The 19346-nt window shown below is 41.1% G+C and carries 23 protein-coding genes and 1 pseudogene; 12 read left to right on the plus strand and 12 right to left on the minus strand.

Annotated elements, in window-relative coordinates; all coding sequences use genetic code 11:
• Positions 1–62: 62 nt before the first annotated feature.
• Positions 63–662, minus strand: a complete 600-nt coding sequence (locus CLV93_RS17085) for a short chain dehydrogenase (RefSeq protein ID WP_106543433.1) — start codon at positions 660–662, stop codon at positions 63–65.
• A 170-nt stretch (positions 663–832) separates the two neighbouring features.
• Here CLV93_RS17085 and CLV93_RS17090 point away from each other — a divergent pair, with 170 nt between their 5' ends.
• The 9 genes from CLV93_RS17090 (at position 833) to CLV93_RS17130 (ending at position 8163) form a co-directional block, all read left to right on the plus strand.
• Positions 833–1129: a hypothetical protein gene (locus CLV93_RS17090; RefSeq protein WP_146142057.1), complete on the plus strand. Its 297-nt coding sequence runs from the start codon at positions 833–835 to the stop codon at positions 1127–1129.
• Positions 1130–1770: 641 nt separating this feature from the next.
• The gene (locus CLV93_RS17095; RefSeq protein WP_106543435.1) at positions 1771–2742 is read left to right on the plus strand and encodes an energy transducer TonB; all 972 of its coding nucleotides are present in this window, start codon (positions 1771–1773) and stop codon (positions 2740–2742) included.
• Between the two features lie 145 nt (positions 2743–2887).
• On the plus strand, positions 2888–3073 hold the full coding sequence (locus tag CLV93_RS17100) for a hypothetical protein (protein ID WP_106543436.1): 186 nt from the start codon (positions 2888–2890) through the stop codon (positions 3071–3073).
• 107 nt (positions 3074–3180) lie between these two features.
• A complete protein-coding gene (locus CLV93_RS17105) occupies positions 3181–3747 on the plus strand; it encodes an RNA polymerase sigma-70 factor (RefSeq protein WP_170108986.1) in 567 nt (188 codons plus the stop codon).
• A gap of 74 nt (positions 3748–3821) precedes the next feature.
• Positions 3822–4760, plus strand: a complete 939-nt coding sequence (locus CLV93_RS17110) for a FecR family protein (protein ID WP_170108987.1) — start codon at positions 3822–3824, stop codon at positions 4758–4760.
• Positions 4757–6331: a carboxypeptidase-like regulatory domain-containing protein gene (locus CLV93_RS17115; RefSeq protein WP_106543439.1), complete on the plus strand. Its 1575-nt coding sequence runs from the start codon at positions 4757–4759 to the stop codon at positions 6329–6331. The genes CLV93_RS17110 and CLV93_RS17115 overlap by 4 nt, the downstream gene beginning before the upstream one ends.
• Complete coding sequence (locus CLV93_RS17120; RefSeq protein WP_106543440.1) at positions 6318–6995, plus strand: ABC transporter ATP-binding protein; 678 nt, start codon at positions 6318–6320, stop codon at positions 6993–6995. Before CLV93_RS17115 ends, CLV93_RS17120 begins: the two co-directional genes overlap by 14 nt.
• 2 nt (positions 6996–6997) lie before the next feature.
• Positions 6998–7720, plus strand: a complete 723-nt coding sequence (locus CLV93_RS17125; RefSeq protein WP_106543441.1) for a hypothetical protein — start codon at positions 6998–7000, stop codon at positions 7718–7720.
• The gene (locus CLV93_RS17130) at positions 7717–8163 is read left to right on the plus strand and encodes a TlpA family protein disulfide reductase (protein ID WP_106543442.1); all 447 of its coding nucleotides are present in this window, start codon (positions 7717–7719) and stop codon (positions 8161–8163) included. The genes CLV93_RS17125 and CLV93_RS17130 overlap by 4 nt, the downstream gene beginning before the upstream one ends.
• 808 nt (positions 8164–8971) lie before the next feature.
• Here CLV93_RS17130 and CLV93_RS17140 read toward each other — a convergent pair.
• The 6 genes from CLV93_RS17140 to CLV93_RS17165 all read right to left on the minus strand — a co-directional run bounded on the left by CLV93_RS17140 (position 8972) and on the right by CLV93_RS17165 (position 13459).
• Positions 8972–9328 (minus strand): arsenate reductase family protein, encoded by a 357-nt coding sequence (locus CLV93_RS17140; RefSeq protein ID WP_106543444.1) that lies wholly within the window; start codon positions 9326–9328, stop codon positions 8972–8974.
• Between the two features lie 105 nt (positions 9329–9433).
• Complete coding sequence (locus CLV93_RS17145) at positions 9434–9856, minus strand: DsrE family protein (RefSeq protein WP_106543445.1); 423 nt, start codon at positions 9854–9856, stop codon at positions 9434–9436.
• Positions 9853–10266, minus strand: coding sequence for a DoxX family protein (locus CLV93_RS17150; protein WP_106543446.1), 414 nt, complete (start codon positions 10264–10266; stop codon positions 9853–9855). Before CLV93_RS17150 ends, CLV93_RS17145 begins: the two co-directional genes overlap by 4 nt.
• A gap of 289 nt (positions 10267–10555) precedes the next feature.
• On the minus strand, positions 10556–10942 hold the full coding sequence (locus CLV93_RS17155) for a hypothetical protein (protein ID WP_146142058.1): 387 nt from the start codon (positions 10940–10942) through the stop codon (positions 10556–10558).
• A 139-nt stretch (positions 10943–11081) separates the two neighbouring features.
• On the minus strand, positions 11082–11504 hold the full coding sequence (locus CLV93_RS17160) for a DUF3788 family protein (protein ID WP_106543448.1): 423 nt from the start codon (positions 11502–11504) through the stop codon (positions 11082–11084).
• A 65-nt stretch (positions 11505–11569) separates the two neighbouring features.
• Entirely contained in the window at positions 11570–13459 is a 1890-nt protein-coding gene (locus CLV93_RS17165; RefSeq protein ID WP_106543449.1) for a DUF4139 domain-containing protein, read from the minus strand.
• Between the two features lie 424 nt (positions 13460–13883).
• On the opposite strand from CLV93_RS17165, the gene CLV93_RS17170 reads away from it, so the two are divergent.
• Positions 13884–14354 carry a hypothetical protein gene (locus tag CLV93_RS17170; protein ID WP_106543450.1) on the plus strand — a complete coding sequence of 157 codons (471 nt, stop codon included), beginning with the start codon at positions 13884–13886 and terminating at the stop codon, positions 14352–14354.
• Positions 14355–14373: 19 nt separating this feature from the next.
• Positions 14374–14583 carry a helix-turn-helix transcriptional regulator gene (locus tag CLV93_RS17175; RefSeq protein ID WP_106543473.1) on the plus strand — a complete coding sequence of 70 codons (210 nt, stop codon included), beginning with the start codon at positions 14374–14376 and terminating at the stop codon, positions 14581–14583.
• Between the two features lie 58 nt (positions 14584–14641).
• Here the strand turns inward: CLV93_RS17175 and CLV93_RS17180 are convergent, their stop codons facing one another.
• The 5 genes and pseudogenes from CLV93_RS17180 to CLV93_RS17200 all read right to left on the minus strand — a co-directional run bounded on the left by CLV93_RS17180 (position 14642) and on the right by CLV93_RS17200 (position 17816).
• The gene (locus CLV93_RS17180) at positions 14642–15115 is read right to left on the minus strand and encodes a DsrE family protein (protein ID WP_211297891.1); all 474 of its coding nucleotides are present in this window, start codon (positions 15113–15115) and stop codon (positions 14642–14644) included.
• 205 nt (positions 15116–15320) lie between these two features.
• Complete coding sequence (locus CLV93_RS17185) at positions 15321–15674, minus strand: hypothetical protein (protein ID WP_106543451.1); 354 nt, start codon at positions 15672–15674, stop codon at positions 15321–15323.
• A gap of 79 nt (positions 15675–15753) precedes the next feature.
• Positions 15754–16008 (minus strand): annotated as a pseudogene (locus CLV93_RS20385) (GyrI-like domain-containing protein); the annotation flags it as partial.
• 256 nt (positions 16009–16264) lie between these two features.
• Positions 16265–16774, minus strand: coding sequence for a DUF3124 domain-containing protein (locus tag CLV93_RS17195; protein WP_106543452.1), 510 nt, complete (start codon positions 16772–16774; stop codon positions 16265–16267).
• A 172-nt stretch (positions 16775–16946) separates the two neighbouring features.
• Positions 16947–17816, minus strand: coding sequence for a protoheme IX farnesyltransferase (locus CLV93_RS17200; protein ID WP_106543453.1), 870 nt, complete (start codon positions 17814–17816; stop codon positions 16947–16949).
• A gap of 518 nt (positions 17817–18334) precedes the next feature.
• Between CLV93_RS17200 and cyoA the strand changes: the two genes are divergently transcribed.
• Positions 18335–19345, plus strand: coding sequence for a ubiquinol oxidase subunit II (cyoA, locus tag CLV93_RS17205; protein ID WP_211297893.1), 1011 nt, complete (start codon positions 18335–18337; stop codon positions 19343–19345).
• Position 19346: the final 1 nt, after the last annotated feature.

The following is a 19346-nucleotide window of genomic DNA, read 5'->3' on the forward strand; positions in this document are numbered from 1 at the left end:
CCGGCGAGGCTATTTTATAATATCAGTGTAGGGTCAGGCCATGTCCTGACTTTTCAAAATCATTAATACAACCGGATAACTTCTCCCGTAACGTATCCTTCTACACTACGAAGATAACCACTCACGGTCCGTTTCATGGTAACGGGCAGATGGCCGGGGAAGAGGTGTCCCTGTCGTTCGGCGGCATCTTCCACCAAACCCGGAGCGACGACATTGATGCGCAGGCCGCGTTTCAGTTCCCGTGCAGTGGCTATTACAAAGCTGTGAATACCTCCGTTCACCATCGAAGCACCTACCGAACCTTTCACCGGGTCTTCGCCCAGAATACCGGTTGTGAGGGTAAACGAGCCGTTATCTTTCAGGTAGCGCTGTCCAATGCGCACCAGGTTGACCTGTCCCATCAGTTTATTGCGGATGCTGATGTAAAAGTCTTCTTCCGTCAGGTCCTCGAAATTGCCCCACTTGGTGGCGCCGGCAATGGAAATAACGGCATCCAGGTTGGGAACATCCTGAAACATCTTCTCGATAGAGCCTTCCGAGGCTAAATCCACGTTGACATCACCGCTTTTCCGTCCGGCCACAACTACTTCGTGTCGTTTCTTCAATTCCGTTGTTACCTTGTTGCCAATGGTGCCGTTTCCACCGATAATCAATATTTTCATCTTGCTGTATTCTTTTTATGTCCGACTGTTTGTTTGCAAAAGGTAAACGGTTGATTCGGTATTTGGTTTGATGCTTGTTGAAAAAGAAAAAATCGATGGCCGATTATAAAGCAACCTTTTTATTTATCGGCTCATCCTATTACCACTATGAGAACCTAATTTGTCAGACTATGAGAAAAGTAATGATTCTACTATTTGTGTTAATTCCTGTTTTTTCCAATTGCACAAAAGATGATTCCGAATTGATTGCCCAAATCAGGGAGATAGCCTGGAATTCACTGGATGACCAGGAAAAATCGACGGTGATAATTGACTGGACACAGGCGAAAGTTGAAATGACAACTTACAACGATAAAAGTGCTTACTCTGTGATATTTAATACAGATGCTGATGCTCTGTTAGGCCCTATTACTGTATATGTTGATCCAGTTACTAAGAAAGTACTGGGATATGCCGGAAGGTTTTAGTATAGTCGTTCAGGCAATTTCCGGTAAAAAAGCTATAATTGCAGACCTTGTTTAGAGCCTGTTAACCGGGTAATATGTTCCGGCGTGTGTTAGCAAAAGGTAAACGGTCTATCCGGATTTTGGTTTGATGAGGCATGGAAAAGAAAAGGAATTGCTCCTCAGATATTACATTCTCTCAGAATAAAATATTCCTGAAATGTATATGACTCCGGGGGAGTCATATATTGTTAGGCAACAGAAGGCCAGCGTTTATTCGACCCCGGCCGGGGTCGTACGGAAAAGAGCCAGGGGTTTTATTCTAACAACATACCATCCCGCCGGGATGGTATTACGGTGCGAGCAAATTCATCTGCTGTAATAGAGGCATGACTCCGCAATGGTATACTATTACGCTGCATACAGATGAGCTCAAATCTTTCTACTGTTCTTTTTTTGTCTTTCTACTTAGAAAGGTGGATCACTTATAGGTAGGATTTTTTAAAAAGAACAGTAGAAGTTTCTGAACTTATACGTAGAAGTTTTTACCAACACAGAAACAATGGTATTTGTCGGGAATTTTCCTTTGGAATATCATGCATTGAAATACTCCAATTTCTTGTTCTCGCTGGGGCTGTTCATAAATAGGTAAGGGGCTAAAACACTTGGAAGCTAAAATTTTGCTATTTTCAGAAGTAGAAAACCTGACTGATGAAACAATAGACTTCACTGGTTTTAGTAAAATGATAAAACAAAGGAGAAATATAATATTCGTTTTTTTATTGTTGTCTATCAACCTATCAGCGCAAGTTCGGTATGATACCATTCCTCGAGATGATGAGGCTGAAATTGGTGGGTGGTCAGAAAAATTGCCTGTTTTTAAAGATTTTTTGGGTCAGATGTCAACTTATTTTTCAAAAGTAGATTGGGAAGATCTTGATTGTTACGGCAAGAAGGTTTATGTGTCGACGACTTTTGGGAAAGACGGAAAGCTGAAAGACACAAGAGTCCTGAGAGCAGTGAATCCGGCTTGTGATTCAATGGCATTTTATTTTGTTAAAGGACTAAAAGAATGGCTGCCGGGGTTACACCGAGGAAGGTTTGTTGATATTTCTTTCGTTTTTCCTATTAGGTTCGATAGCACGTTTAATGACAGAAAGTCGGGTTCCTCATTCTTTCTTGATGAAACGGAAGAAGAATATGCAAAGAGGAAAGCTTATTTTGACTTTGTTTATTCGAACGAATATGGACAAGAGATTATCGGTGACTTTGAGCTTTTCAGGAATTACTTGGCCGAAGTTTTGAGCGATAGTCAGCACGTGTACATTTTTACTGATTATGAGTTCCCAAGAAAAGAAGGAATCGAGCTACGGTTTAAACCTCCTGAAAATAAGGATTTGCATCTATTAGTACGAGCTCCTAAACAGAACCGGGTACTCTATGACTATCGTATACGGAGGGGAAAAGTGCGTATTCCCAGAGAAAAGAAATTATTTCTTCTGTTCTATCAAGAGGGCACTCCTCCATTGCTTCAAACCGGGATAATGTATGCAAAAGATGATACAACCATCAATTTGACACTAGAGCATTATACAAAAGGACAATTATTGGATGAAATAAAGGAAATTCAGCAATGATATATAGCCGCATATCATAACTAGGGATTACTATTGATTTTACCAATTTATGTTAATGTATTACTGAATAATTTTCTAACTTGTCAATACTTATAGTTGTCATATTAATAAATATAAACTTGTATCAACACTAAAAAGAATAACCATGAGCAAGAAAAGTCGAAGCAATAATTCTGCCGGGGGCGCCGTGTATGGACTGGGTTTCATCGGAGCAGCCATCTACTTCATATCCGTTGCCACCAGCTTTTGGATGGGCGTACTGGGATTCTTGAAAGCCATTGTTTGGCCGGCTTTTCTTGTTTATGAGGCGTTTAAGTTTTTTGCCAAGTAAAGTCGCCTGTTGCTGGGAACCGATAGTTAAAACCTCATTTTTTTCTCTGTTGCTGTTTGTAAAAGCGAATTGCATTTATCCTGTTTGTTAGCAACAATTCTGACCCATTGCCAACTAACACACTTTTCAACGATATTCGTCTGGGCGATAAAAAAGCTTTCGATAAGCTGTTCCTGGTTTATTACGGGGAACTATGTCGTTTTGCCTATACGTTTGCTAAAGATTTCGATCATTCGGAAGAGATTGTTCAACGCATGTTTGTCAGAATCTGGGAGAATCGCAAGAAGTTGATTGAACCGGAGAACGGGAAATCCTATCTCTACAAAGCAGTTTATAACGAATATTTGAAGCACCGGAGAAGCGAGGACGTTCGAAAACAATACCACCTCAGTTATATTTTAAATAAAAATGATGATGAGGAGGAAACAGAGTCATACCAACAGGTACTTCCATTACTGAATAAAGCGATAGATATGCTGCCGGAGAAATGCCGGCAAATTTTTGTATTGAACAAACTGGAAGGCCTTACCCAGAAAGAGATTGCTGAGTATTTGAATATCTCAGTAAAAACCGTCGAGAATCAGGTCGCCATAGCCGTTTCCAAACTACGGGAAGAGTTGAAACCATACCTTCATTTATTGCCGGCTACATTACTGTTGATTGTTTTTCATTAAAATTTTCACTCGTTCTTTGGGGGATTCATTTTCGGGAAGGTTCATTCTTAAAAAAAGCAATGGAACCCATTCCGATGCATCTTATTATTCAGTCATTCGAAAGCGGGTTGTCAGAAAAAGAGCAGCAGGAGCTTGATACGTGGTTGGCGGCATCAGACGAAAACCGGCAGCAATACGAAGAATTGCGAAAAACGTATGTTGCCGGCGGAAAACTGAACATCGACTTCGAACCGGATGCCCGGAAGGCATTAGCGAAAGTACACCGGCGGATTCATTCGAAGAAAGTCATTCGTTTCACCTGGCGGGTAACTGCTGCCGTCATTTTCCTGGCGCTGGTTACCCAGGTTGTTTTACAAACACAATCAACTGCCAACTGGAATGAGGTTATCGCTCAGCAACGGCAAACTGTTTATCTGCCCGACAGCTCCAAAGTCATTCTGGCGAAAAACGCGTATTTGAGCTACCCATCTACCTTTACGAAAAATGAGCGCGATGTTCGGTTGAGCGGAACAGCCTATTTTGAAGTGACTCACCATCCCGAACGACCATTTCGAATAAAGACAGCCGATGCTCAAATAAAAGTATTGGGTACCAAATTCCTGGTGAAATCCGGGTTGAAGAATACGGAGAGCGTTTCGGTAGACGAAGGACGGGTAGCATTCCGGACTGGTTCGTTATTCGCACGACATAAGGTGATTTTGACCAAAAATGAAATTGGAATTTGGAATGCCAAAGATCATCAGTTAACCGAACAAGACAACCCTAATCCGAACAGCAACGCATGGATTTCGGGGCGACTTTCGTTTACGAGCGCACCGTTGTCGGACGTTTTAAAAACATTGGAAGACCACTTTAAAATATCTGTAGAATTAGCTGATGAGAATTTCGCCGACCTGAAATATTCCGGGCAATTTAACGACCTGGAAGGCGCTCAGAAGATTATACAAACCATTTGCCTTACCCTTAATCTTTCATACCAACAACAAACTAACCACTTTATCCTTACACCATGAAAAAATTATTGCATCTACTCATCCTGTTTACATTGATGTCGGGAACCGCGTTGGGACAAATGCATTCCCCGACGACCTATCTGGACATCCTGAAAGGGCTTTCCGGAAAGCTAAAACTCGAACTCAGCTACAGTCCCGATTTGGTAGCGCTGAACGAAAACACGACTACTCAATTCAGCGCTAATGCTGATAGTTGTATTACTGAATTGGAAAAAACAGCCAATTTGAGAATTACACAAACGGATACGCATTTAATTGTTGCATCGAAAGCACCGGCTTACATTCGCTTACAGGGAAAAGTAGTCGACGCAAAAACTGGTGAGTTGTTGCCCTATGCCAATATTTTGATTGGAAAAGCCGGGGCAGGTACAATTACCAATACCGAAGGCGCATTCGATTTTAAAATACAAGGGCGCTTTGCCGGAAGTCTGATTCGGTTCTCGTTCCTGGGCTATAAAAGTCAGCAGCTCTTCATTCCTTATGCCAGTGATAGCAGCATCGTTGTAAAAATGATACCTAAACCTTATCTGTTAAGTGATGTGTATGTGTTACCCAATGGTACCGCGGCAGTTGATATTGTCAAACGAGCGGTTAAAAATATCAAGCGAAACTATGCACGAACGACCACTCAGATGGAAGCTTTCTACCGCAACACCAACTACCGTGATACGATAGCCTCTCAGATTATTGAAGCGGCTTTGCTGATCCAGGATCGGGGAATTAATACCCAGCCGTCAACCACACGAATTCAGGTTGAGGAACTAAGGAAAAGTAATAGCTACCTGGTTCCTCAAAGTAAAAAGGAAAAATTGGCTTTTGCATTGATGGATAAAATGTTCGGCGGGCATCGAAATATTTTATATCGGGCCTATGCAAATAGCGTAAGATATTACCGTATGAGTTGGTGGTACAAGCCCTTGACAGACTATGAAACCTTTAAGTACGAATTTGCCGGTTTTGAGTGGCTCGATTCGGTTAAAGTATACAAGATTAAGTTCATTTACGATAAGCTCCAACCTGACGGAAAGAGAGCTTCAGAAAATAAAAATTCGGAAGACGGCGGGTATATCTATGTCAGCTCGAAAGACTGGGGAGTCTTGAAAATGGAAAGATGGTGGAAGGTATTGAATGATAGATTTCTTACGAATATGGTTATCAAAGACAACTATATCTGGAGAACGGAAACAGGCTACCCGAAAATTAGCGGGAAGTACTATTTAAAATACAAAACCGGTTTTGCCACGCCCAATGGTACATCTGCCGTTTATGAAAATCCGGACGCGCCTAAGAAAGAGAGAAAGATAAAGGAAAGACAATGGGCCGAATATGTACTTCTGGTCACCAAGGTAATCACGGATAAAAAAGAGATGGATAAAATCAGGTATCGTGAAAAACTGGCCCGCGACGAACATACTTACGAAGCAAAATATCCTTATCATCCCACGTTCTGGGAAACCTACAACATTCTAAAAGAAAATCCGGTACAGGAGAAATTCATCAAAGAGATGGAATGGGAAAAATCGCTGGATATTCAGTTTAAAGAAAACTCATCCAACTATGCTAACAACTAATAATATCACAAAGAAATTCGGGAGCTTTGTAGCCGTCGACCAACTTAGCTTCGAAATCAAAGAGCCCGGACTTTACTTGTTTGTAGGAGACAACGGTTCCGGAAAAACCACCTTGTTTAACCTGATAGCCGGCCTGATCAATCCCAATAAGGGTGAAATCAGTCTCGACGACCAGACGGATGCCGATTTGCGCCGGAAACAAATGGGGATTGCCACCGAACCGTTCACCACAGAACCATCAATAACGGTAAGTGAAATTGCGGAAATCGTCCGAAAAGTAAAGCATGTTTCTCAGGAAGAAATGAAAGAACTGTTGAAGCAGTGGGAGATATGGACGGCCCGTGAGAAACCGTTTAAAGCCCTTTCAACGGGAATGAAGAAGAGGCTGAGTATTGCTTTGTCGATGGCCGGAAATCCGGAGTTTTTCCTTTGGGATGAACCGTACAATGGACTTGATCCGCTTGGCATCAGCTTACTGAACCAGGTTATCGGGGAACTTGCCGAAGAAGAGAAAACCATTCTTCTTTCAACACACCTGCTGAATGAAATAACTGTGCCCGCCAAAACCGGATTTGTTATGAAAGAAGGACGTTTAGCCGGCCTTGTTCATCGTGATTCTTCTGCCAACTTCAACGAATCGATTATGGACCTTTTAAAAAACTAGCAATGATTAGCATCGAGATAAAACTATTCAAAAATAAAAAGCAGATTCTTCCGGCAGCTGTTTTGTTGCTGGCACTACTTTTCCTGGCTTTTTTTGAGTATTGGTTTGGAGCCGGAGACAAGCAACTAAATGGTGCTGCATTGGCCGAATTCGTTTCGATACGGGCCAGTCAGTCAACCTTGCCAGCCTTGTTCTTTCTGTTTTGGGTGTTACAACGTACTGTTCACCTGATTAACACGGGCTACTACAAAATGCTTCTGGTAAATGGCTGGCCGCGCCACCAACTGTTTTTGTACAGTATTCTGCAAGTTAGTTTGTATGCTCTCTCGTTTCTGCTGCCGAATTTTATTTGTTACGCTGTTCTCAGCTTCTTCTATAGCACTAACCCACTGCAATTACTTTTGAATACCGATTATAACGCGTTAATATCGCAGTTCTTATATCTCACAGCAACTGGTTTTATTGCACTAACCATTGCTTTTTGGCGTCCTTCGCCGGTCATGGCTTTACCCCTTCTGGTATACTGGCTGCTCGAAGGTTGGGTGGTTAATATTATCCACCGTAAGCTGGAGTCCGACGCCGGTAACTTCTTGCCGCTTCAGGCCATTAAACAAACGATCTCCGAGAACCTGCTGGGTACGCCACAAATAGCGATGATAGCTGCTTATTCGCTGTTGTTTTTACTGATTCTCCATCTTTCCATCCAAAAAAGAATGTTCGTATGAAGTTGAAATATCCCATCATTATTGTTCTTGTTTTTGTTACGGCATTGGTATTGAATAACAAGGTAACCGAATGGAAAACCTACCGCTTCTATAGTCAATTGAAAAGTATTGATGATCCCATTCGGGAGGAACTTAAAAAAGATGAATTTCTCAGCGACGAAGCCGATGACTCAACCCTGGTGATTAATCTGTGGGCGACCTGGTGTGGCCCCTGCCAGAAGGAAATTCCTTTATTGAATGGGCTCGTGGATAAATACGAAGATGGACATACGCTTTTTCTTTCGGTCACCGATGAGAGTGAGAAAGAAGTCTCGGAATGGGTGGAACTGCAAAAAAACGAGCCGGAATATTTCCCGATGTATGAAAACAAACGGCTGATGAACTACCTGTTTCAACTGAACCCGAAAGCTGGCTTGAAAAAAGGACGATTCCCGGAATTGTAGCCTACCAACATCATTATCCACAATGGAAAATTGAGGCTTTTTGAACAGGGCTTCTCGAAAGGAAATGTCGCAAAGATGGATTCTGTTTTGGCAAAAATAAAAGGTGAAAAAGATAGAAGATTATAGTTGACATTTTTTGGTTTTAAAGAGAATTGACGTTGAGAACTGCAGGTCTCTCGCTAAATAAATGATTGATGAGAACAGCATTAACCACTGTCATATTATTCTGTTTTTTGGGCACTTGCTTTGCGCAAAAATCAAATAAGGGTATTTATAAGGAATTATATCAGTTCGCGGCAAACACTGGCCGATTGGATACGAAAATGAAAATTCCAAATGATGGTTATTCTGCTCTGTGTGAGAGAGTTGATAAGTTCAGATGGTACTTTTAGTCAACAATATGGTATATATCAATTTGAAACAAACACTGAAGATTCGGGAATAAACATTCTTTTCAAAAAGAAAGAGAATTATGAAATCTATGATATATCGAATTTTGGATTTTTTATGTCACGATTATTAAGCATTTTAAATGACACTTCATTTAATCTAACCGATTCGATCAAATTGAAATATATACGAGAGGTAGTTAATATCTATAAAGAGAATTCAGAACTACAAGTAAATATCACTCTTAAAGTAGATCACGGTCGATTTAAGATGTTTATTGATAATAGCAATTTTGTTAAGTAGATTTCCTTTGAGTATTTGATGTTGAGGTAAGCTGTTGATATAGTTTTGCTTATTTCTGACTTGTGTTTTGAATGACTTGGTCCTCAATTTCTACATGGCGAAACTATGGAAATGTCTATCGTCCCAACGCCTCCTTAATCGCTTCCACCGTCTTTTTCGCGTTCCCGACAAACAGTTGACCGTCGATTTCGAAGATGGGGCGTTTCAGGAAAGTGTAATCTATCAGCAGCAGTTTTTTGTAGTCAGCATCGCTGGTCACCGGATGTTCGGTCAGGGCATCCTTCAGTTTGCGGGCCCGTTTGTTGATCAATTCCTCATAACTGCCAGTTTGCTGGTAGAAACGCTCTACCTGTTCTTCGGTTACAGGATGGAACTTGATATCCTGCTGTTCAAAGCTGTCGTCAACACCCACTTCTTTCATGATTCGCTTGCTGGTGTCGCAGGTTGAGAGGTAATATACTTTTCGTTGCATGATTATTCTTGTTTTGGGCAGGAAGATAGGGAAAAATGGAAACAAAACAGGCGCAGCAGGCTTCCACAAAAGCCTGCTGTGCACTTTTTATATAAACTGTGGTGTTTACAGTTCGATACTCATGTATCCTTCTTTCTGTAATTGAAAGTCATAAAGGAGCCCGTTTTTTGTTACATGAATTTGTTTGGGCAAGCTTTGGGGAGCGATCTTAAATTTCTTTAAAGACAATCCGCAAGCATACAATTCAACGTGATTTTTTTCTGCCATTTCCAGGTACGGGGCCATCTTGTCCATTTGAGTGACATTGGTAATTGTTTTACCGCAAATTATCACCTTAAACTTACCAAATTGACTTCCGTCTTCAGCGGCCAAATCTTTCGCTGCCAGAATAATTGGCTTCAATTGTTTTATGTTCCGGGTGAGAACGATGTAGTTTTTAACGTTTGAATTTTCCGGAACCCTGGCCTCACTTTTACCTGCCGTCAGGAGCGTGAAAATGGCGGCGATCATAACGATGTATGTTTTCATGCTTTCGTGTTTTTGAAGATGTTAAAATTGTTATTCAAAGCGAAGAACATCAATCCTCCAAATATGGCGATGTTCTTAAACAACGGTCCAATGGTTGACATTTGTCCGACCTGAATGGTAATGGTTATCGGGATGAGTATCAATGCCAAAACAATGGCTGCATATTTGGTGTTAAATCCTATCAATAACGCAATGCCAGCAATGAACATCGCAATTCCTGAGGCAATTACTGAAATTTCAGGTTTACCCAGCAGATAGCCCAGCTCACTGAATCTGGCATGGTTAATTCTGTCAACTACTTTTTCAACTTTGAATGTATGCATGATACTTGCCACAATAAATATCATGCTTAACAATATTCGGAGTACCGTTACCGACTTCTTATTTATTTCGATTGTTTTTGTTTCCATTATTATTTAATGTTTTTATTGAAACACATCATGTTGCACATGATGATATCAGTTGATTTTAACCGATATCGACCAAAGGAAATGGCAGATTCGTGCCTCCTCATGTATTTCAATGAGTTATATCAACTTTGTACATACCATTATTCTTCCTATACCAAAAAAGCCGGTACACCGGGTTCAAAGATAATAGCAGCATAAAAAGCCGAGCCGAAATGGTATGGCTACACTAAGTTTTGCTTACGATTTTAAAAAGGTGTTTATATAATAGATTTAACTGATCTCGGTAAAATCAGATTATGTACTTCAATCTTTTATACAAAATGTAGAGAGGGATATTTTGATGAGTTGTATTTTGCTCTGCTAAGAGTTTGAAAAAGGAGGAATGACCGATGTGGGCATTTGAGAATTGATCGGCAAGTGGAGCAAACGATTTGAACGAAAGTTGATGTCCTACATTCTCTGCATTTACGGTTTCCGCCTGATTAAATATTGTGCAACAATCACCTGATTGTTCTATCGTCCTCTTGGGTGGATTAAGTGTCTTGGTTGGTTTTACACCTAATTCGTGTTGTAAGAAATTTCGAACGGAGCAAGGAGCGATGACCAGCAACAGTCCTAACAACTGCGCTGCCCACAGATTTCTGTTTCCTTTTTTATGTTTGAAAATCCCTTCCATCACAAAACCTACTGCCAACAGAACTTACGTCCCGATCGATTGTCGTCAAAGTTAATTGAATTTTCTTATGAAGGAAATGGTATACTATTTGCTTAAATAGGTCGCGGGTGAATATTCGGAAAATATCCTGATTATCAATTTATTTCAAGCGTTTTTTGTATTCCACGATTCTTAGCACGTCCCCGAGTTGCTCTTTCCCGGTTACATTGATAACGAGGGGAATCGATTTCCCAGTTGGTTTCTTCTCTATGAAGTCGGTTTTGACTGGTTCGCTGATCTCCAGTTCCAATACACCCGGCTTTGTTTTTTCGGTAAAGTAGAAAGCTGTTTTGAAATAGTGATCCCAGACTGAAAGCCAGAAAACGGTCTTCTTTTTGAACTGAACTTTACACAGCCACGCCATGCCGTCTATGTAATAGTTCCATCCGGCAACCAAATCATAAGGCGCATTTCTGACCGTTTTCATCAACTCATCGAAGGCATCAAAGCTTGTTCCAAGTACTTCTTTCAATACCTCATCAGATGGAGGAGTGTTCGGGTCTTTCAGTTGGATGGTTTCCATAATGCCGAGTCTAGTGTTTTATGTAATCACAGTCGTTTCAAACGAATCGGGTTGAAATGCTTGCGTCATTCAATCGTCAATTGTCTGTATTTTGGATATTTCACCGAATACATTAGCTGCCACTCTTTCTTCTGTGATGGCAGTAAAGTGAAGTTCCATTTTACCTCACCGCTATCCTTGTTAACTTTACCACCGGAAATATCATTTGTTTCCACTTCTATTTCTTCCCGGGTTGAAACTGGTACCTGGTCAGCTACCGTCATATTGATCGCCTGACTTTTGTTGTTCTTCGCCGTAAGGGTATATGCCCGGGTTTCTTCTTTCTTGTTGCCAATAAACTGTCTAGTTGTGTGGTCTTTTATTTTTATTCTATTCACGGTAACGTTCTTATCTCTTCCCAGTGAAACCTGTAACGTATCGGAGGCGTAACGTACGTCCAGCAGGGTTTTTCCTATGTATGTGTCTTCAAAAAAGATATTGGCTTCGCCTTCCAGCAAACTGTATTTTTCCCAATCGTTAATATTGGCCAGCAGAAATGCATCTTTATCAATTTTGGGGATACAGAAGTATTGATATGTGGCAGGCAGATGATAAACGTCCATATCCACGATTAAGTTTTTATTATCCGACTTCACCGTGTAAGGAGTTTTGATTTCAAATTCAACGTTCGTCTGATTTTCTGTTTTCTGAAATGGAACGGGTATATTCTCTCTTTCCTGTTTCTGGAGGTTGGTACCTCTAATTTGAACTCCAGCGGCTTTGCCTGATACTGCTCTTGCTAAGTTATTACTCTTTGATATACCGTAAGCGGTAACGACAACTTCATCCAGAGCCATCTTACTCTCCTGCAAGGTTACATTCATTATCTTACCCGATACCGGCAACGTTTGTGTTTCAAATCCCACAAAGGAATAGGTTAGTTGATTTTTCCCGGGTGGAAGGGTGATGGAATAGTTTCCATTGACGTCGGTAACTGTTCCAATCGTCGTGCCTGCTACAACAACGGTTGTCCCCGGCAATGATTGGTTTTTATCATCTAAAACCAGACCAGAGACCAAGTTAGGTTCTTTCGTATAGACAGGGGGACGGGTACCGTATCCAAGGTAATATGTTTTGAGTTCCGGCGCTACTCCTGAACTATTGGGATTCGAGGATGAGAAGGTAAGGTTCACATTATTCCAATCGATTTTGGTATCCTGACGTAAGTTCGCCTTGTATGTTATTTCTACAGGATCATCGATACTTTTCGCCCGGATATCGTACGATGGAAACCAACCCGCATTTCCAACCAAATAAGATAACGCGAAAGCAGCTTTGGTCGGTGTTTTTGCTTCAACTTTAACCACAACTTCACCATTGGGATATTCCTTTTTACTGGTCAATGTGTTTCGTTGATCTTCGAGATTTTTTAACTGCTCAGTCAGCTCTCTTATCTTTTTATTCTTCTCAATTTCATCCAACTTGAGTGAGGTAAGTTTGATGTTATAAAAAGCGGATATTTCTTTGAGATTGTTCAGACTCATCTCGGTAGTACGTCCGCCGACAGCCCTGTTTTTGTTCAGAAACTCCAGTTCTTCATGATTAATCGAGAGATAAGCTTTTTCAAGTTCCAACTGGTTCTTCGTTGATTCAATCTTCGCTTCGATCGCTTCAATTTCTTTTGGTTTCTCCAGTTTCTCGATGTAGTTCTGTTGATGATTGACGGATAAAACGGTCACCTCACCATTTGCTTTCACTTGCACACTTTTCGCATCGATAAAGGGAGAGAGGTTGACGAATGTTAAAAGGCTTGTTCCCTGGGGGATATCAACCGTTTTTTCCCTTGTAATTTGTGCACCTTCAATAAAAACAGTGACTTTGTTTACCTTTGTCTCAATGTTCTTTTCCTTTATTTCCTGAGAAAAAGCAATACTGCTAATGAGTAAAAGGGGTAAAATCAGGTGTAGTCGTTTCATGGTTAGTTGGTTTGTTTCGAAATTCTAAAATCATAAAAATCTGAATTTCATTTTGTTAATTAGTAGATATATGCTGAGTAGCATTAACTAATTGATTTTTGTTCTTCATTTGATTTCCGAGGTTCGTGTTTGGAATTCTGTTAATAGGAAACAATTTAGAACATCTCTTTTTTCATCTGACGTTCTTCAGAATGAAGATAGGATTTTTTGCAGAATGAAAAGAAGTGAGTTCCGAAGGCTCGAAACTCACTTCTCAATTTCCTAACTTATCTTATTCTTTCAACTGCTTATTAATCGTCGAAAGAAAATAACAAGAGAGATAAGCTCTTCAGAAGTTTTTTGTCAAAATATTTAGTAAAGAATACTTGGTAAAATGTAAAGTAAGGTTTACATTTGGATATTCATTTATAAAACAAACTAACCTATGAAAACTTATTTGCCTTATTATTTTAGAAGAATTGGTATTGCCTTTGTTTTTGTAGCGATCATCCTGTCAACTATCGCCAATTTTAATGAAGTTGTTAAAGGGTTTCATGAAGGATCTACGAGAGCACTTCGACAGAGAGACAGAACTTATGTTGAAGAGAATTCAGTCAATTATCATATCATTTCAGCGGAACTGAAGAAAACGCTTACGTGGGTGAGCCTCTCTTTTTCTTTTGCCGGCTTTCTTCTCTATATGTTTTCCAAAGAGAAAATAGAAGATGAATTTATCGAACGCATCCGCTACATGAGCCTGGCGAAATCGTTGCTGATAACGTGGGTGATTACATCGGCATTGCTGATTATTCACGGAGGGTTGGAGTTGGAGGGATTTTATATTCTGCAATTCCAACTGTTCCTGTATGTGGTGATTTATAATTACTACAAGAAGTGGAAATTTATGGTTGCTTAACCTGATAAAAGACTGTGTTGTGAAAAATACGCTAAAAGTAGAGCGGGCCAAAAAGAATCTTACGCAGGCTGATTTGGCTAAGCTGATTATGGTAAGCCGGCAAACGATTCATGCTATCGAGTCGGGGAAATATGTGCCATCTACTGTGTTGGCCTTAAAGATCGCCCACATCTTTGAAACAACTATCGAAGAGGTATTTGAATTGGAAGAATCTGATTGGAGCAAATAAAAATCCCCGGCAGTTGCTGTTTTGTGCAATGGGCCGGGGAATTTATACTATCTGTTGTCTAGTAGTCCAGCGTTACAATTCTTCCTTCCGTGAAATTGAAGAATTTATCTTTCTGAGCGACTTGAACGCCTTCCATTAAATCGTCGGGTGTATAACCGGCAATTTTCAGGCAGGTTGGGCAGGCCATCACCGGGACACCTTTTTCGACCAACTGTTTTACGTAGGTCTGAAACGATTCGAAATCTGCATAGGTTAAATCTTTCGCATCTTTCACCAGGAGTTCAACTGCGTGAATATCCATATAAACTACTACGTCTTTGTCCATGGCCATCATGGCAGCCATTTTCAGCGGCATCAATACCCGGTGCGGGTCATCGTAGCCCTGGGTGATATGAATGAATACGCCATCGCGCGGAGCTTCAGTCTGTGCAGTCATCGGCTTTTGTGCGTCCGTCTCGTTTGCCTGCTTCGGTTTTTGATTACAGGAAGCAAGCAGTAGTCCAATCAATAAAAGAAATCCAAATTTTTTCATAGTTTACGTTTTTGGGTTGATAAAACGGTTGCCTCACGGCGTTATTAGCTGTTTGAACAATTAAAAAAATGGTTGGCTACGGTGTCAGGTTTAGAAATTCAAAATACGGAAAAGCTTTGAAAAGATGATGGATGAGGAATAAGTTATTGGGCAGAAAAAACCTCGTCGAAAAATAGACGAGGAATAAGTTGGCAGGAAGTGGCCTCTATTCGATTCGTTTCTTCATTATCCAATGATGAATCATCTGGTTGTCTACAGATGTCTGATAGGTCTGGACGAGTTCCCATCCCTGATTCCCCATATAGTTTAAGGCATCTATGATAGAGTTGAAAGTGATGACTTTTCCGCTTTTTGGGTCTTTTAACCGTGAGTCATGAAATCCTCCTTTCCTCTGACCGAAATCAGCTTCAACGGTTGTCATGGTTCCTACTGATTTATCGGTATTGGTCAATTCGCAGTAGATAAACTTTGTCGTAGAGTCTGCTTTGTTTTTGTCTTGTGCTGTTGCGGCAAGAGAGAACAAAATGAATAACAGGGAGGTGAAGAGTAATTTTTTCATAGTGTTAGATTTTTCGATTACAATAATATGTAAACAAGTTTGATGCCAGTTTTTTCGGTAGCATTTTTTTGAAGAGCAGTTAATCTTTCTTCTTAACAGGAATCCAGATTTCTTCTTCCGAGTCGGGCGAATCGTTTTTGTATTTCTCTCCTAATATTTCGAAATGAGGCTTTTCATCCAGCTGGTAATCTGTTTGCGGAAGCCATTCACCCAGGATGTGTTGAAAGAAGGGAGTTGCATCGCTTGCCTTGCCGCGGTAAATGAATACCAGGTACAATCCTTCCGGGAGGACAAAGGTTTCCATTCCTTCAGGAACCGAATTAAAATCGTTGACCTCGACGGCAGCTCATTTTTCGAATGGCGTTGTTGGATTGAAATTCGCGAAAAATCCTGATGGATAAACCTGCATCGAAATAAGGTCCTGGTTGACGTTATTCGTAATTTCCCTCCGCCGTGGCATGAAGCTTTTCCAAAGTTCTCCGGTTTGGTTGTCTGCAAACGACATGGTCATGCGTTTTCCTACCAGTTTTTTGACCGGTATTTCTTTAATTCGATATTCTTTGATACTGCCGAGTACTTGGACTGATTGCTTATTTTGAAATTTTAATGCCTTTGGTAATAAATGAAAGTCCCTGCTGGCCGGTAGTCGAAATCATTACTGCTTCAAAAAGAGGCTCAACTTCGTTGTTTTCAATGGCCCAATGAAAAATGAAGTTGGCGCCGGTTCCGCCTTCTTTATCACCCTCATCAATAACAATATCGATGGTTTCCAGCGGGGCCAGATAAATGGGCTTATCGAAATAACTCCGGATCTGACGGCCTGCAGAGTTAAAATACCGGGCATTTAGTATGTATATAGTATCCTGCGGATTCATGTTCCGGATACTGACCGTTACGGTTAGCGGGTAGGTTTTGTTTTCATTTGATTGATAGACCTCGGAGTAGACCGGTAAATAGGTCGTTCCATGATGCAATGAGTCTTCTGTGGGAAGATTAATGGTTCTTGCCTCCCAGTTAACAGGGTTGGTGGAGCTTATTTTCTTATTCTGACCACAGGAAAATAGTGCAACCAACGATATAGCGATGATTAGGTATTTCATACGTTCACGTATATGATTCGGCGTTTGGTATAAGATTTTATCTCATATGGAAAAATACGGATTTCTATACGCAAACCAATGGGCCCACTCAATTAAAAGTGCATTTTCCTGTCGTATTGCCTGTCAATTGTTTTTATGCCCTGAAAAAGCTCTGACGATTACTTCAGCAGGCTTACATCAACGGGTCCACAATCATGGCGATGATGAGTACCAGCACAAAATAGTTGATGCTCATGAAGTACCGGAACGGGTTGAAATCAAAGTAGGCTTTGCGCAGCAGTCTTGAGAACAGCGCAATCAGCCATGCTGCTGCGGCGAATACCATGATTTTAAAGAACGTGGTAATCACCAGCCCGGAAAGGACAATCAACGCTCCGATGATGGCTGTGGAGACCGTCCAGATAAAGATGGCCCGTTTGATTTGCACCGGCGTCATCACGGAAGTAATAGAAGGAAAGCCGGCCACTTCGTATTCTTTACCATATTTCAGCATGAGCAGCCAAAAGTGAGGTACCTGTGAGATGAAGAAGAAAACGGTGAGGACCACCAGCCGGATATCGAGCAATGCTCCGCCGCCGGCCACCCAACCTACTGCAGGCGGAATAGCACCAATCACGCTGCCGGGAATTACCGCGAAAGCGGTCACGCGTTTTAATGGGGTGTAAATGCCGTTGTACCAGATGAAGGCCATGAAGCCTAAAATTGCAGCTTCCAGATTACTTCCTATATAAATAATCCATGTTCCGGCCAATATTTCAATGGCTGAAATCAGCAAAACATTCCGTTCGGAGATTCGTCCTGATGGTAACGGACGGTCTTTTGTTCGTTCCATCAACGCATCTTTGTCTCGATCCTGGTAATGGTTCAGGGCTGCCGAGCCGCACGCCAGAATGAAGATTCCCACCATGGGTAAGATGACATTCGAGTCGATGTGCTTATTCGCCAGGACATAACCTGCCAGCGTCGTCAGCGTAACCACAAATGTGATTCGAGTCTTGTTCAGTTCAGTCAGTATGCTAATGAAGTTTTTCAGCTTTTTCATGTAAATACAAATGTCTCAATAAAACCAATTGTTACTCAAAAAGTTCTTCAAGGTAAATTGCTCTTAAAACTTTTTATTCGGCAAATCTGCCAAATCTTTTGCGTTTCTCTTGCATTATTTAGTCAAAATAAAAATAAATTTGCGACTGTTTTGTAAAATATGGAAGGTTATTTAACTTTTCATATTTAAAATTGTTAAATGACTGTAATCATGTTGTGCAAGGACGAATAAAAGTGGCGGTAAGTGTTTTAACAAGAGCATGATATAATCATTTAATAAAAGTTCATATATTTTAACAGTTGATTGATAAGTGTTTGATTGGATGGGCGGGAACAAACCATAGGTGAAGAGGGTGAGTTACGTTTCCGTCTGAAGAAAAACGTCAACTTTTATTTGTTTGGGTGCTAAGTGGCTTGATTCTTTTTATTTGTGCCCTCCCAAAATTGAAGAAAATGTTGATACATGGAAGAAGTCCTATGAAATTGATTAAATCTCTTATAAATGTTGCGAGGAACTCAATGATGAAAAAAAATCGTTACAAATCTTTAATGGGAGTGGTATTGTTACTGGCCACTGTTCTGCTGAGCAGTTGTAGCAATATGGTTGTGCTCGATTCAAAGGGACCAATCGGTAGCGAGGAAGCTTTCCTGATCAAGATCGCATTTATTCTGATGTTGATCGTGGTTCTTCCCGTTTTTGTTATGGTCATTTGGTTTTCGGTGCGGTACCGCGCTTCTAACAAAAAGGCAACCTACAAACCTAACTGGGCCCACTCACACAAGATTGAGCTGGTGGTATGGTTGGTGCCGATTGCCATTGTGGCGGCCCTTTCGTATCTGACCTGGGTCAAAACACATGAACTGGACCCGTACAAACCGATTGCATCGGATGTGAAGCCGGTTCGTGTTGAAGTCATTTCCACCGACTGGAACTGGCTGTTCATTTACCCCGATTACAACATCGCGGTGGTTAATCATCTCGTCTTCCCGGCCAATACGCCGGTGAATTTCCGTCTGACATCGGCTTCGGTAATGACTTCGTTCTTTATTCCGCAGTTGGGAAGTCAGATTTATGTGATGGCTGGTATGCGGACTAAATTGCATCTGCAGGCCGATCACGAAGGAACTTACCTGGGACAGAACATCGAGTATAGTGGTACCGGTTATGCTACCATGCACTTCGATGCAGTGGCCACTTCGAAGGAAGAATTCGAAGATTGGGTGGAAAAAGCCAAACAATCGCCTGACGTATTGAATATGGCTACCTACGAAAAGTTCGCCCAACCCAATACCGACTATCCGGTAACGACTTATTCATCGGTTGCACCCAAGCTGTTCGACCATGTGATGATGCAGTTCATGGGATGGATGGGTGGTACCGACCACGCAATGAAAATGACCGACGATATGGATGATACACACCATATGAACGGAATGCAGGATTCTACACAAATGCAGGAAGAGCACGGTCAAATGATTATGCAGTCCGATTCGGGACACGTACATACTAAAACAATGGAGGACAAATAAT

It is taken from the genome of Prolixibacter denitrificans, from assembly GCF_003014495.1.
Classification (GTDB): domain Bacteria; phylum Bacteroidota; class Bacteroidia; order Bacteroidales; family Prolixibacteraceae; genus Prolixibacter; species Prolixibacter denitrificans.